General features: G+C 64.3%; 14 protein-coding genes and 1 tRNA gene. 9 read left to right on the forward strand and 6 right to left on the reverse strand.

Annotated features, from left to right (window positions below):
* From RMCB_RS32835 to RMCB_RS32855, 5 genes are all read left to right on the forward strand, one after another.
* Positions 1-660 carry a rhomboid family intramembrane serine protease gene (locus RMCB_RS32835; protein ID WP_062832054.1) on the forward strand — a complete coding sequence of 220 codons (660 nt, stop codon included), beginning with the start codon at positions 1-3 and terminating at the stop codon, positions 658-660.
* Complete coding sequence (gene murI / locus RMCB_RS32840; protein ID WP_029371909.1) at positions 657-1,481, forward strand: glutamate racemase; 825 nt, start codon at positions 657-659, stop codon at positions 1,479-1,481. Before RMCB_RS32835 ends, murI begins: the two co-directional genes overlap by 4 nt.
* A gap of 64 nt (positions 1,482-1,545) precedes the next feature.
* Positions 1,546-2,310 carry a cyclic nucleotide-degrading phosphodiesterase gene (locus RMCB_RS32845; RefSeq protein WP_029371911.1) on the forward strand — a complete coding sequence of 255 codons (765 nt, stop codon included), beginning with the start codon at positions 1,546-1,548 and terminating at the stop codon, positions 2,308-2,310.
* A 9-nt stretch (positions 2,311-2,319) separates the two neighbouring features.
* Positions 2,320-3,099, forward strand: coding sequence for a ribonuclease PH (gene rph, locus RMCB_RS32850; protein WP_029371913.1), 780 nt, complete (start codon positions 2,320-2,322; stop codon positions 3,097-3,099).
* A 6-nt stretch (positions 3,100-3,105) separates the two neighbouring features.
* Positions 3,106-3,717, forward strand: coding sequence for a non-canonical purine NTP pyrophosphatase (locus RMCB_RS32855; protein ID WP_062832055.1), 612 nt, complete (start codon positions 3,106-3,108; stop codon positions 3,715-3,717).
* Here the strand turns inward: RMCB_RS32855 and RMCB_RS32860 are convergent.
* Genes RMCB_RS32860 through RMCB_RS32870 form a run of 3 tightly spaced genes read right to left on the reverse strand, consistent with a single transcriptional unit; the run spans position 3,707 to position 5,261 of the window.
* Positions 3,707-4,057 (reverse strand): DUF3817 domain-containing protein, encoded by a 351-nt coding sequence (locus RMCB_RS32860; protein WP_029371915.1) that lies wholly within the window; start codon positions 4,055-4,057, stop codon positions 3,707-3,709. The two genes, RMCB_RS32855 and RMCB_RS32860, sit on opposite strands and share 11 nt — an antisense overlap.
* Positions 4,054-4,428 (reverse strand): hypothetical protein, encoded by a 375-nt coding sequence (locus RMCB_RS32865; protein ID WP_029371917.1) that lies wholly within the window; start codon positions 4,426-4,428, stop codon positions 4,054-4,056. Before RMCB_RS32865 ends, RMCB_RS32860 begins: the two co-directional genes overlap by 4 nt.
* A 41-nt stretch (positions 4,429-4,469) precedes the next feature.
* Complete coding sequence (locus tag RMCB_RS32870) at positions 4,470-5,261, reverse strand: hypothetical protein (RefSeq protein ID WP_234792329.1); 792 nt, start codon at positions 5,259-5,261, stop codon at positions 4,470-4,472.
* Between the two features lie 35 nt (positions 5,262-5,296).
* Between RMCB_RS32870 and RMCB_RS32875 the strand changes: the two genes are divergently transcribed.
* Positions 5,297-5,380, forward strand: a tRNA-Leu gene (locus RMCB_RS32875).
* 4 nt (positions 5,381-5,384) lie between these two features.
* Here the strand turns inward: RMCB_RS32875 and RMCB_RS32880 are convergent.
* Entirely contained in the window at positions 5,385-8,798 is a 3,414-nt protein-coding gene (locus tag RMCB_RS32880; protein WP_062832057.1) for a DEAD/DEAH box helicase family protein, read from the reverse strand.
* Positions 8,799-8,965: 167 nt separating this feature from the next.
* On the opposite strand from RMCB_RS32880, the gene RMCB_RS32885 reads away from it, so the two are divergent.
* From RMCB_RS32885 to RMCB_RS32895, 3 genes are all read left to right on the forward strand, one after another.
* On the forward strand, positions 8,966-9,340 hold the full coding sequence (locus RMCB_RS32885) for a SpoIIAA family protein (protein WP_062832058.1): 375 nt from the start codon (positions 8,966-8,968) through the stop codon (positions 9,338-9,340).
* A 62-nt stretch (positions 9,341-9,402) separates the two neighbouring features.
* Complete coding sequence (locus tag RMCB_RS32890) at positions 9,403-9,687, forward strand: type II toxin-antitoxin system Phd/YefM family antitoxin (RefSeq protein WP_062832059.1); 285 nt, start codon at positions 9,403-9,405, stop codon at positions 9,685-9,687.
* Positions 9,684-9,941, forward strand: coding sequence for a Txe/YoeB family addiction module toxin (locus tag RMCB_RS32895; protein WP_062832060.1), 258 nt, complete (start codon positions 9,684-9,686; stop codon positions 9,939-9,941). Before RMCB_RS32890 ends, RMCB_RS32895 begins: the two co-directional genes overlap by 4 nt.
* A gap of 33 nt (positions 9,942-9,974) precedes the next feature.
* Here RMCB_RS32895 and RMCB_RS32900 read toward each other — a convergent pair whose 3' ends face one another.
* Both RMCB_RS32900 and RMCB_RS32905 read right to left on the reverse strand, forming a co-directional pair.
* Complete coding sequence (locus tag RMCB_RS32900) at positions 9,975-10,868, reverse strand: hypothetical protein (protein WP_131805598.1); 894 nt, start codon at positions 10,866-10,868, stop codon at positions 9,975-9,977.
* 419 nt (positions 10,869-11,287) lie between these two features.
* Positions 11,288-12,811, reverse strand: coding sequence for an HNH endonuclease signature motif containing protein (locus RMCB_RS32905; RefSeq protein ID WP_062832062.1), 1,524 nt, complete (start codon positions 12,809-12,811; stop codon positions 11,288-11,290).
* Between the last annotated feature and the right edge of the window lie 261 nt (positions 12,812-13,072).

Genomic DNA, 13,072 nt, shown 5'->3' on the forward strand with positions numbered 1-13,072 from the left:
ATGAGCAAACCGGGTTTGCCCGTGCCGACCACGCCGAAGAAGTCACCGGCGTGGAAGGTCGGCGGCGCCACCATCCTCACCTTTGTCGCACTGCTCTACGTGGTCGAGCTGGCGGATCAGCTCTCGGGTGGGCGGCTGGACCGCAACGGCATCCGCCCGCTGGAGACCGACGGCTTGTGGGGCATCCTGTTTGCGCCGCTGCTGCACGCCAACTGGCAGCACCTGATGGCAAACACCGTCCCGGCGCTGGTCCTCGGATTCCTCGTGACGCTTGCCGGGATGAGCCGGTTCATCTGGGCGACGGCGATCGTCTGGATCCTCGGCGGCTTCGGCACCTGGTTGATCGGCGATGTGGGCGGATGTGCCCTGCCCACCAACCACATCGGCGCGTCCGGCCTGATCTTCGGGTGGCTGACCTTCCTGATGGTGTTCGGGTGGTTCACCCGGCACGTCTGGCAGATCGTGGTGGGCATTCTGGTGCTGTTCATCTACGGCGGCGTGCTGTGGGGCGCCATCCCCGAACTCAACACCTGCGGCGGGGTGTCCTGGCAGGGCCACCTCTGCGGGGCCATCGCCGGGATTTTCGCGGCCTATCTGTTGTCCGGGCCCGAACGCAAAGCCCGGCAGTCGCGCAGGCGGCCCAACCAGCTGACCTCATGAGAGATCAGCTCGCGCCGATCGGGATTTTCGATTCCGGGGTCGGGGGACTCACCGTCGCCCGCGCCATCATCGACCAGCTGCCCGACGAGGACATCGTCTACGTCGGCGACACCGGCAACGGTCCGTACGGGCCACTGACCATCCCGGAGATTCGGGCGCACTCGTTGGCCATCGGTGACGATCTCGTCGCCAGGGGAGTGAAGGCGTTGGTGATCGCGTGCAACACCGCGTCGTCGGCGTGCCTGCGCGACGCCAGGGAGCGCTACGCGCCCGTACCGGTGGTCGAGGTGATCCTGCCCGCGGTGCGGCGTGCGGTGGCGGCGACCCGCAATGGGCGCATCGGCGTCATCGGGACTGCGGCGACCATCGCGTCGCGGGCATACCAGGACGCATTCGCCGCCGCGCGCGACACCGAGATCATCGGCGTGGCCTGTCCACGGTTCGTCGACTTTGTCGAGCGTGGTGTGACCAGCGGACGGCAGGTGCTCGGCTTGGCGGAGGGCTATCTGGAGCCGCTGCAGCGCGCTGAGGTCGACACGCTGGTGCTGGGCTGCACGCACTATCCGATGCTGTCCGGGTTGATCCAATTGGCGATGGGCGACAACGTCACGCTGGTGTCCTCGGCCGAGGAGACCGCCAAGGATCTGCTGCGGGTGCTGACCGAGCTCGATTTGCTGAAGCCGCACGGAGTTTCCGCGGCGCACCGCGTCTTCGAAGCGACGGGCGATCCGGAGGCGTTCACCGCGCTGGCGGCCCGATTCCTGGGGCCGAGTCTCGATGGCGTACGACAGGTGGGGCGTCACGCCGGCGCCGGAACATGATCTCCGTCGCCCAAACCGGCCATGTCTTGGCGACATGCATGCCAGGCATGGCAAGCTAGGCACTGTGCGTTTGACCGTCCTGGGATGCTCCGGCAGCGTTGTCGGCCCAGATTCTCCGGCGTCGGGGTATCTCGTCACCGCGCCGGACACCGTGCCGATGGTGATCGACTTCGGTGGCGGCGTTCTGGGCGCACTGCAGCGCTACGCCGACCCCAACGCGGTCAACGTGTTGCTGTCGCATCTGCATGCCGATCACTGCCTGGACCTGCCGGGACTCTTCGTGTGGCGGCGCTACCACCCGATCCCGGCCACCGACCGCGGCATCATGTACGGCCCCGCCAACACCTGGGCCCGGCTGGGAGCGGCCTCCTCGCCCGAAGGCGGCGAGATCGATGACTTCACCGACATCTTCGATGTCCGCAATTGGGTGGATGGCGAGGCCATCGAACTGGGCACGCTGAACATCACCCCCCGTTTGGTATGCCATCCCACCGAGTCGTACGGCATGCGGTTCACCGACCCGTCCGGGGCGACGCTGGTGTACAGCGGCGACACCGGCTACTGCGATGCACTCGTGGATCTTGCGCGTGGCGCCGACGTGTTCCTGTGTGAAGCATCGTGGACCGACGACCCGTCTCGCCCGCCGCGCCTGCATCTGTCCGGCGCCGAGGCCGGTCGTGCCGCCGCAGCCGCCGGCGTCGGCGAGCTGCTGCTCACCCACATCCCGCCGTGGACGTCGCGCGAGGACGTGATCAGTGAGGCCAAGGCCGAGTTCGACGGCCCGGTGCACGCCGTGGTGTGCGGCGAGGTATTCGACATCACCCGATAGGGTTGGCGGGTGTCCAGACGAGAAGACGGCCGCCTCGACGACGAGCTGCGCCCGGTAGTCATAACCCGCGGCTTCACCAATCATCCGGCCGGCTCTGTGCTGGTGGAATTCGGCCAGACCCGTGTCATGTGCACCGCCTCGGTCACCGAGGGCGTGCCGCGCTGGCGCAAGGGTTCCGGGCAGGGCTGGTTGACCGCCGAATACGCCATGCTCCCCGCCGCCACCCACGACCGCTCTGACCGGGAGTCCGTCAAGGGCCGGGTCGGCGGCCGCACACAGGAGATCAGCCGGCTCGTGGGCCGCTCATTGCGGGCCTGCATCGACCTCGGGGCGTTGGGGGAGAACACCATTGCCATCGACTGCGATGTGCTGCAGGCCGATGGCGGTACCCGCACCGCAGCCATCACGGGGGCCTACGTCGCGCTGGCCGACGCCGTGACATACCTGGCTGCTGCGGGACGGCTCTCGGATCCGCGGCCGCTGTCGTGCGCCATTGCCGCGGTGTCGGTCGGCGTGGTCGACGGCCGCGTGCGGGTCGACCTGCCCTACACCGAGGATTCCCGGGCCGAAGTGGACATGAACGTCGTCGCCACCGACACCGGAACGCTCGTCGAGATCCAGGGCACGGGCGAAGGTGCCACGTTCCCGCGCTCGACGCTCGACAAGCTGCTGGACGCGGCGCTCGGGGCCTGCGAGCAGTTGTTCGTCGTTCAGCGCGAGGCTCTGGCGTTGCCGTATCCCGGTGTGCTGCCGGAAGGTCCGGCGCCCAAGAAGGCGTTCGGAAGCTGAGAGCCGATGCCTGAGCTGTTGGTGGCCAGCCGCAATCCGAAGAAGCTGGCCGAGCTTCGGCGGGTGCTCGATGCCGCTGGGGTGTCCGGGCTTTCGCTGCTGTCCCTGGCCGACGTCCCGCCGTTCGACGAGGCACCCGAGACGGGTGCGACCTTCGAGGAGAATGCGCTCGCCAAGGCGACGGACGGCTTTCGGGCCACCGGCTTGGCGTGTGTGGCCGATGACTCCGGGATCGCGGTCGCGGCACTGAACGGTATGCCCGGTGTGCTGTCGGCGCGGTGGTCGGGCAAGCACGGGGACGACGCCGCCAACACCGCACTGCTGCTGGGCCAGCTCGCCGATGTGCCCGACGAGCGCCGCGGGGCGGCGTTCGTATCGGCCTGCGCGCTGGTGTCGTCCGCGGGTTCGACGGTGGTGCGCGGCGAGTGGCCCGGGACGGTCACCCGCGAGCCGCGCGGAGCCGGCGGGTTCGGTTACGACCCGGTGTTCCTGCCGGACGGATCCGCGCTGACTGCCGCCGAGCTGTCACCCGCCGAGAAGGATGCGGCGTCCCACCGCGGGCGGGCGCTGGCGTTGTTGGTGCCCGCGTTGCGGGAGCTGGCCGGCTCTACAGGCTGAAGCGCTCTTTGATCGCGATGGTGTTGAAGTGCTCGGCGATGATGCCCAGCAGCGGGATGGTGCCGGCGAGCAGTGTGCCGATGGTCTTGCCGAGAGGCCAGCGGATCTTGACCGCGAGGTTGGCCGTGAACATCAGGTACACGAAGTACACCCAGCCGTGCACGATGCCGATCCAGCTCGGCGGATTGTCCACCTGAACGATGTACTTGAGCACCATCTCGTAGCAGAGCGCGATCAGCCACAGACCGGTAGCCCACGCCATCACGCGGTAGCCCAGCAGGGCCTTGCGGATGGTCTCCTTGGGCGTGGTGACCTCGGTGTCCGGTTCGGGTGCGGTCATCTATCGGTCCTGTCTTCCTTCTCGGCATCGCTCTTGGCCAGTTCGGCGAGGTACCTGTTGTACTCACTCAAGGCTTGATCGTCGTCGTCTTGTGCTGCCGGCCTGGGCCTTTCGGGCAGCAGCCCGGCAGGGATCTCGGTCTGTTTGGCCACCGGCTGCGGCGGCGCGTCCTCGTAACGGACGAACTTGTAGTACGCGTAGAAGCAGAACGCGGCGAACATCGGCCACTGCAGGGCATAGCCGAGATTCTGGAAGGAACCGGAGACCGACTCATACCGCGTCCACTGCCACCAGGCCAGCCCCATACAGCCGGCAGCGCCGAGACAGACCAGTGCGATGAGCGCTGGTCTCCTACGGCGTGTAGTGGACATCAGTCCACGGTACCGCGCGGTGCTGGGTCAGCTCACATCCGTCAGACCTTCGGGCCGATGAACTCATCGAGACGTGCGGTCGCCGCTTTGCGGTACACCGCCACGTCGTACTGACTGGGGCGGGTCCAGGGAATGCCGAGGTGATCGAGGGCGGCGCAATAGAGGCTCCGGATGTCCTCGGACCTGTTCGAGAAGTGATAGCGGATGCTTTTGACTCCGCGGTCGTCGGCGACGACACGGCAGCCGTCACTGTGAATCAGACCTCGCACGAACTGCTCGGTGGATTCCTTGACGAGTACCTCTTGCCACTGCTCCAACTGAATCGGCCTCAAGTGTTTCTTTCCGGGACCGAGCTGAGGGAGTAGGCATGGCCGGTGCTTGGAGCTCAGGGAGACATCGGCGCAGCCGTCAGGACGGCGCACGACGGCTGCACGTTGCCCAGGCATGAGCACGTCGATCGCTTCGCGGCACTGGTCGATGATTCGTGGATACTTCGTATCGAGCGTGATCCTCAGACGCCACGTACGGGGATACTTGGAGATGCACCCGTCCCCGAGATACATGCCGAGCACGTAGCAGTACGCATCGGCCGGAAGTGCCGCGAAGTCGTGGCTGCTTCGACACACCAATTGTTCGGAGGGGAATCGCGGTCTACAACTCGGCCTACATCGCCATTCCCACACGGTCTTACGAGGGATGCCCGTTTGCCGCGCGATGGCGCAGTCGTTCAGGCCTGCGGCGATCAGGCGCTGCACATTGTCGAACTCTTCCGCAGACCTCACGTCGCCCCCTTCGACCGATGCAGTTCTCAAGGTAGCCGGGGCCACCGACACTTATTGCAGTTGTGTGGCGGTAGGATCGGCACGCTGCGGGCGTGATGAAATTGGCAAACATGCGGGCTTTAGGTGCCCGTGCTCGGAAGAGTTTGTGGGTTCGAGTCCCACCGCCCGCACTGTTTAGCCCGTTTGGGAGTCCACCGGAGCCGCATTGGCTTTGACGGTGTTGAGGATCGCGACGATGTTGTCGACGTCGGCGTCGGGGAACACATCGTCGGGTCCCGTCGGCGCGTGATCGGTGTACGGGGATTCGTAGAGCCTGGCAGGTTCGACGACGCCGTTGCGGGTGAGCTCGGTGACGATGAGGTCGATGAAGCGGATCTGGTCGGCGCTAAATCGGGTGCCGTCCAGGTAGGTTCCGAAGGCCTCGACGGCGGCCTCACGGTCCAGACCGACCAGCCCACGGATAAACAGGCCCAGCCCGTGTGACTCCTCTTTCGCCAACGCGATGTCGTCGTCGCCACCGGTCCCGCTGTCGATGAGCATCTTCTCCAGTGAGACCAGATCGTCGGGGGTGAGTGCCTTGTTGCGTCTCAGACGTTGCAACGCGATGTGGTCCTGGTGCTGCTTGAGATATGCGGCGGCCTTGAGCCGGAAGCGTTCCCAATTGGTGCCGGGGGTGACGCCGGGCAGGTCGACGAGCGTGGACTCGCCCAGCTCGTCCTGGAAGTCGGTGTAGACGACGACCTTCTTGACCTTCTCCAGGAAGCGTACGAGGCCGCGCAACTTACGGCGGGCCAGTTCGAGCATGGGCAGCGTGACGTCCAACCACCACTCGTCGCCGGCGACTTCGTCGAGAAGAGCCTGCTCGGCGGCGACCGACGGGATCGCCGTCTGGTTCAGCAGTCCCGACGCGATCAGCTGAATCTGTTCCCGTAGCCGTTCGGCGGCGACCGCGTCGCCTTCGAGCTGGGCGAGTTGACGGCGCAGGATGAGCAGGTCGAACCGTTTGGCGTCCTCGTCGTCGTCCTTGTGCGTCGAGGGCAGTCCGGCGAGGTGCTCGGCAACGTCGCCCGCGGCTTCGGGCGTGACCACAGGCCAGGCGTCCCAGTTCGCATACCGTTCGACCAGTCGCCGATGCGGTCGGACCAGAAAGTTCTCGAGGTTCATGCCGACGACAGTGCGGTGCAGCGACCACGCGGTGTCGACGCGCAGGCCGCGGTCACTTTCGACGCCCTGTCCCTCAGGCGGGTCGGGATCATGTGGTGGCGCCGCATGATCCAGCGCGGTGATCAAGCCGAGTCGGGTCTCAAATAGCCTCTGGTTCAACGACTTCTGGAAGGAACCCTGTGAGTCGGGCAGATCCTGGCTGAAGAATTCCAGGTTGCCGCAGAAGTCGAAGACGTAGAAGTTCTGCTTGTGCAGGCCCGGTCCGTACAGGTCGGGCCGCAGCCGGGTACCCCGCCCGATCATCTGCCAGAACTTGGTCTTGGACCGCACCAGCTTGAAGAACACCAGGTTGACGACCTCGGGCACGTCGATGCCGGTGTCGAGCATGTCGACCGAGATCGCGATGTGCGGTGCCTTGTCGGGGATCGAGAAGTCGTCGATGAGACTCTGGGCGTATGGCGTGCTGTGGGTGATAACGCGCGCGAAATGCCCGGCGTATTCGGGGTATTGGCGGTCGAAGCGCTGGGCAATGAACTCGGCGTGGGCCTGGTTCTTCGCGAAGATGATCGTCTTGCCCAGGCGATCTCCGGACGCGACGCGATGGCCCTTCGCCATCAACTCGGCGAGCACCTTGTCAACGGTGTCTTCGTTGAACAAGAACTTGTTGAGCTCCTCGGAGGTCACCGCGTCGGGTGTCTCCTCGTCGCCCCAATCCAACGCGTCCCACTCGTCTTTCTCTTCGTCCGATAGGTCGGCGTAGCGGATACCCTCCTGCAAGAACTTTGTCCCGCAAGAGATTCCGATGGCGGGGACGAGAAATCCCTCATTGACCGCGTCGTCGAGACTGTAGGCGTCAGTGGGCACGCCGTCCTCGAGCTGGAACAGTCGGTAGGTGTTGTGGTCCACCTCGTCCTTCGGTGTCGCGGTCAGTCCGACCAGCAACGAGTCGAACCATTCGAAGATCGCCCGGTACTTCTGATACACCGACCGGTGGGCCTCGTCGATCACCACGAGATCGAAGTAGCCCGCTCCGAATTTCCTTACCCCGGAACCGGTGTCGTTGATGAGGTTCATCATCGTGGGGTAGGTGCTGACGTACACACGACCATCTGAGGTCTTCTCGGTCACCAGGTTCACGGTGGTCGCGTCGGGCAGATGTGTCTTGAAGGCGTTGACGGCCTGAGTAACCAGCGCGGTCCGGTCCGCCAGGAACAGCACCCGCTTGACCCAGTTCGCCTCCATCAGCTGCTTGACGAGTGCGATGACGGTGCGCGTCTTACCCGAACCGGTGGCCATCACCAGCAGTGCTTCGCGACGTTTGGCGTCGAAGCTGTCGTCGATCGCGCGGATGGCCCGATGCTGGTAGTGCCGTTCGACGATCTCCGAATCGATCGGCGCCTCAGACAGCGATTGGCGCGTCTGGCGACGTTGGATCAGCAGCTCCAGTTCGTCACGAGTGTAGAAGCCTTGGACCTCACGCGGGGGATAGCCGCCTGCGTCATCCCAGATCCAGTGTTCAAAACCGTTGGTGTAGAAGATGACTGGACGTCGACCCGTCGTCTGTTCGAGGCAGTCCGCGTACAGTTTCGCCTGTTGCTCTCCGAGGTGAGGGCTCTTGGTGGTGCGTTTGGCTTCCACGATCGCCAGGGGCAGGCCGTCCGCGCCCCACAGCACGTAGTCGACGTAGCCCTTGCCGCCGCCGGGCATACCGGTGACTTCGAACTCGCGGTCGCGGGACTCGGTCAGCGGCCAGCCGGCCTCGTTGAGCAGCAGGTCGATGAACGTATCGCGGGTCTCTGCTTCGGAGTAGTCGCGGTCATCGGGCTGGGTATTCGCCGCCTGGGCCTGCCTGATCTGTTCGCGCAGCGCGGCGATTTCGGCATCCTTGGCCTTGGCGAGCTCGTCCTTCTCGGCCAGGGCCTTGGCATGTGCCTCATCCTGGGCGGCGAACTTGGCCGCAAGCTGGGCGACTTCCTGCCGGCTCAGTGGGGCGGCCTTGGCCGCGAGCTTGGGATCGAAGGCCAACTTCAGTGGCGCGGCCTTCGGGTAGGCCGAGTGGTGGTAGACCGCCCACACCATGACGTGGTGCAGTTCGCGGAGGACGGCGAGGGCGATGGCCGGAGCGATCGGCTTCTGTTCGTGTACGGCCGCATTTCCGGCTTTGCGGATCAGGTTGAGTTTCTGCACGATTGCCGGGGTAACTGCGGCGCGGAACGGTTGCTCGTTGATACGCGCCGACAGATCGTTCTTGTAGGGCATCGGCAAAGCCAGGATGTCGTAGAGCAGATCGACGAGGTGCTCGATCGCTCGACGGCTGTAGAAACATGCCGAACGGGGATCGGAGCTGAGATAGCCTTCGGCACGGGCACAGTCGGTATGGATTTCCGGCCAGTCAGCCGCGCCGACGAAGGCGAAGTTGCTCACGGCGCATCCTTCCTTTTCTGGCCTCCGGCCGATGGTGGTGAACTTATCAAGATTTCTCGGCCGCCTGAGCCGAACCCGACTGTCTACCAGTTGGCTCCGACAAGTCATCCGGCATTGCGCTGCCGGGGAAGATGGAATGTGTTGGAAGGCTCGTGTGAGGAGGACTGATGATCGAAGTACTGCCCGATCTGCCGGACGGGGTGTTCGGGATCCGGGTGTCGGGTCACGTCAGCGGTGATGACTTGCGGCAGTTCCGACCGACCATGGACGATCTCTCGAAGAACGGTGAGATTCGGATCGTCGAGGTCATCGCCCCGGACTATGCGGGCTTCGGTCCGGGCGGACTGGTGGAGGACCTCAAGCTTGGGCTCGGCATGCTGGCGCACCACCACTCGGAGTTCAAGCGCATCGCTGTTGTGTCGGATAAGGACTGGGTGGCCCACGCCGTCCATGCATTCGCCTGGATGATCCCCGGCGAACTGAAGGTCTTTGGCCTCGACGAACTCGATGCGGCCAAGAAGTGGGCGGCGGGCCGAATGTAAGTCGTACGATTTTCCAGTACGATACCCGTACGGTAAACATGTACAGTTAGGGAGTCTGTCCGATGTCTATCAGTGCCAGTGAAGCCCGACAGCGACTCTTCCCGCTCCTCGAGCAGGTCAACGTCGATCACGAGCCTGTACGTATCACCTCCAAGGCCGGGGATGCGGTTCTCATGTCGGCCGACGACTACGACTCGTGGCAGGAAACCGTCTATCTCTTGCGCTCGCCCGAGAATGCCCGGCGACTTATGGAGGCGGTCGCCCGGGACAAGGGCAGCCGCTCTGCGTCAGCGGAGTACAGCAAGTCGATTGAGGAACTCGAGGAGATGGCCGGCGGTCGGGAGTGAGAAGTATCAACTTCGATCCCGACGCTTGGGAGGACTTTCTGTTTTGGTTGGCCTCGGATCGTAAGACGGCCCGCCGGATCACCAGACTCATCGCAGAGATTCAGCGCGACCCGTTCACAGGGATCGGGAAACCAGAGCCTCTGAAGGGCGAATTGTCCGGGTACTGGTCGCGGCGGATCGATGACGAACATCGACTCGTGTACCGCGCAGACGACACGGAGGTCAAGATACTCAAAGCCCGATATCACTACTGACGGATGGATCTGCCTCCGCGCATGGGCACGACGTCATTCGTCCTCTCTCCCGTGGGTCGGCAGATCAATCCGGATGTCCCACAGGTGCACATGGCCAGGAATCTCTTGCTCCATGAACCATTCCCAATCCTCGTACTTGTCCGCGTCGGCCTGCCACTGGTCTGCTTCAGAGTCGCGGCCGGCGCTACGCAGGACGCCGGCCACGACTCGCTGAAGCTTCTGGCTACCCTTGTGGAAGCAGATTCCGTCGAGCATCTCGATCGCTTGCCGCGCTACACCGTCGATCGCGTGATCCATCCTGTGCTGTGCCACTTCGGCGAACTTCAACTCGGCTATCGCCCAGTGGTAGGCGGCGTCGGCCGCGCGCATCGGGTGGTACGTCTCGCGGCGGTCGATCAAGTTGGCCACCATCTCCTGGGCAAGGGCCACCGATTCCTCTGAGGGAGAAAGGAAGTGGATGAGAGAACTGAACGCTGCGAGCATCAACTCGGGGTCGTCTGCATCGACCTGTCGCGCGAGCACTACGGCGCGTCGATAGGCTGACTCGGCGCCCTCTCGATCATTCAGCTCTTCGAGCGTCTCGCCGAGCCGGAAACCCGCGTGCGACGCATCAGCAAGGTCTCCCGTTGCCATCGCCTCATCCACGTTGGCGCGTAGTTCTCCAGCTCGCTCTGCCGCCGACTTTGGTGGTGGCTGCAGTTTGCGCCAGAGGTCGTCGGCCTTCGTGCCGACCCGGCTCAGATTGTCGGTAACTGTGCCCACCAGGTCGAAATCCGCCTCGTGGATCAGCGCAGGATCGAGCACGTCGAGGATAAGCGAGTGCGCCGCGCGGTAGTGGGCGAGTGCCTGTTCAAACTCTCCGGCGGCGAGTGCCTCGTCGCCGAGCTGCTCGAGTTCCTCGGCCGACACTTTCGATTGCTCGCTCATCGGGCGACCTCCGTACCATCCACTCCTGCGGCGCCCGGACTGGAATACAAGTTCTTGCTGAGCGCCGCGATCACGCCGCCCAAATTCACTCGAAAGTTCTGCTGCTCAAGCCTGGCCATCTCCGTCCCTCCTACGTCGGTTCGTTCGAGAACCGCATAGCGTCGCATGAGGTACCGACATGTCGAGGATTAGAACGCGCAACAGGTGCGGCGGGTTTCCCTCTCCCATGACAGTAACCACAGACCGGTTCGACAAAGGGATATGCGGTCAAGTCTGTTCGCTCGTGCACACGCCCAACTCGGCTTCGAGGCTTGCGTAGGTGGCGCGGCCGTTCTGGGTCGGCGTATCGACGGCGTGCATGATTGTCACCGATCATGTTGGTTATCAACATGTTTGGTGAGATCGCGTCAGTGAACGCGCTACCCGTCGTCGGCCGCGTCGGGTGGAGCCAGCAGTTCCTCAGGGCGGAAGTGATGGTTGAGGGTGTCCTGACCCGTGTTCATCAGGGGAGGCGGATGCCAGCGGATGCGGCCGGTGTCGGGATCGACGCTGGTCGTCCAGCCGAGGCTGACGAGGCGGTTATCGGGTCCGCAGCTCAATCCGAGGTCCGGGGCGTCGGTCTGCCCGCCATGTTGCCAGTCGGTTTTGGCGTGGTGGACCTGGCAGTGGTCGGCCGCTGCGGTGCATCCCGGCCGCGTGCACCCGCGGTCGCGGTCGTACAACAGCAGTCGTTGTGCCTTGGTGGCCAGCCGTTTGGTGCGGGCCATGTACAGCGGCTCTGCTGTGTGGTGCTTATAGATGGTGAGGTAGTGAAAGCTGTGGGAGGCCAGCCGAATGAGATCCTTCATCGGCATCCGTATGCCTGAGCCGGTGACCGCAATGCCCGCTGCGGACTCCAACTCGGACAGCGTTGTGGAGACGACCACGGTGACGGGTAGGCCGCCGTGGCGGCCGAGTCGTTTGGACATGAGCAGTTCGCGTAGCGCCGCTTTGAGCGCGTCGTGGTTGCGCTGGGTCTGAGTGCGGGTGTCTCGGGCTGCAGCTTCCGCTTGGGCCTGCTGCTGCTCTTGCTGGGAGGCGTCTGCTTGCGGCTGATGGTCAGCGCTCACCGAATCAGCGGCGTCGGGGGCAGCAAGGTCGGCAGCAGTGTCGGCAGCGGTGTCGTCGGTGTTGGGAGTGTCGAGTGGGTTGGGAGTGGGGTTGTGGATGGGGTGCGGGTCGTCGGGATTGTTGATGCCGGGCCGGGCCCAGACACTGTTGATCGTGGCGACATACGCTGCGGTTTCGGGATCGAGCCAGCCCTCGACGTGTACGTATCCGTCGGCATCCTGTCGACCCAGACGCAACCCTCGACGATGCGCGGCGAGATCGGGACTGTCACCGTCCTGATTGAGCAGAAACAGGAGTTTTTCCGCACCGGCCTTCAGTGTTTCAGGAGTCTCGCGGGTCGCCGCCGCCACCAGGTCCATTTCGACTTCGGCCAGTTCCGTCGCGTTGAGGTAGCTCGCGACCTTTTTCACCGTGTCGCTGATGATCGCGATGTGCTCAGCGCTGATCGTCCCGTCCAATAACGCCTGCGCGCAGGCAGGAAGCTCGGGCTCCAACACCTCGCCGACAACGGTGTATCGCGGTGCCAACTCGGTCGCTGCAGCTACCCGGCGGGAGGCTTCCTTGCGGCTGATTCGCATCCGGGTAGCCAGCACATCAATCCAGGACTTGCCGCCGATCTCGTGCGGGGTGGCCTGAGCCATCAACGCCGCCTGGATGCGGTGATCAATGAGCGCATGAGTGCGGGCACGCTGTTCCCGTTCGGACTGGATCGCCAACAACTCTGCGGTGTCGAACGTCGTGAAATCGACATCGGCCAGCGCCGTGGTCGAAGCTTGGTGCCCCGCCAGTGCACGCTGCACTGTGTCTCGGGCCTCCGCAGCGCCAACCGCCATGGTTCGAACATACATTCGAACTCTGACAGAATTTGCCGCGTTGAGACTGATGTGACCACAGTGGCCAAAGTTTTTGAGCCAGGCATGGGCCGGTGCCGGTGACTGCGAAAGCGTGGGCACCCCAGTGTGATTGGGCCTGAGGGCGTCAGGCCCCGACGCATCCGGTTCCACAATGTCTATGTCACGACCGAGGCCTGGTGCGTAGGTGTCGGCCATCGTCGATATCGGCTCCCGATTGCCCGAATCTGCTCGTAGCAGGCG

The organism is Mycolicibacterium brisbanense (genome assembly GCF_001570425.1).
Lineage (GTDB): Bacteria > Actinomycetota > Actinomycetes > Mycobacteriales > Mycobacteriaceae > Mycobacterium > Mycobacterium brisbanense.

Coding starts and splice junctions, on each gene's coding strand:
- RMCB_RS32835 (WP_062832054.1), top strand. CDS start 1: ATGAGCAAACCGGGTTTGCCCGTGCCGACCACGCCGAAGAAGTCACCG.
- murI (WP_029371909.1), top strand. CDS start 657: ATGAGAGATCAGCTCGCGCCGATCGGGATTTTCGATTCCGGGGTCGGG.
- RMCB_RS32855 (WP_062832055.1), top strand. CDS start 3,106: ATGCCTGAGCTGTTGGTGGCCAGCCGCAATCCGAAGAAGCTGGCCGAG.
- RMCB_RS32860 (WP_029371915.1), bottom strand. CDS start 4,057: ATGACCGCACCCGAACCGGACACCGAGGTCACCACGCCCAAGGAGACC.
- RMCB_RS32865 (WP_029371917.1), bottom strand. CDS start 4,428: ATGTCCACTACACGCCGTAGGAGACCAGCGCTCATCGCACTGGTCTGT.
- RMCB_RS32885 (WP_062832058.1), top strand. CDS start 8,966: ATGATCGAAGTACTGCCCGATCTGCCGGACGGGGTGTTCGGGATCCGG.
- RMCB_RS32890 (WP_062832059.1), top strand. CDS start 9,403: ATGTCTATCAGTGCCAGTGAAGCCCGACAGCGACTCTTCCCGCTCCTC.
- RMCB_RS32900 (WP_131805598.1), bottom strand. CDS start 10,868: ATGAGCGAGCAATCGAAAGTGTCGGCCGAGGAACTCGAGCAGCTCGGC.
- RMCB_RS32905 (WP_062832062.1), bottom strand. CDS start 12,811: ATGGCGGTTGGCGCTGCGGAGGCCCGAGACACAGTGCAGCGTGCACTG.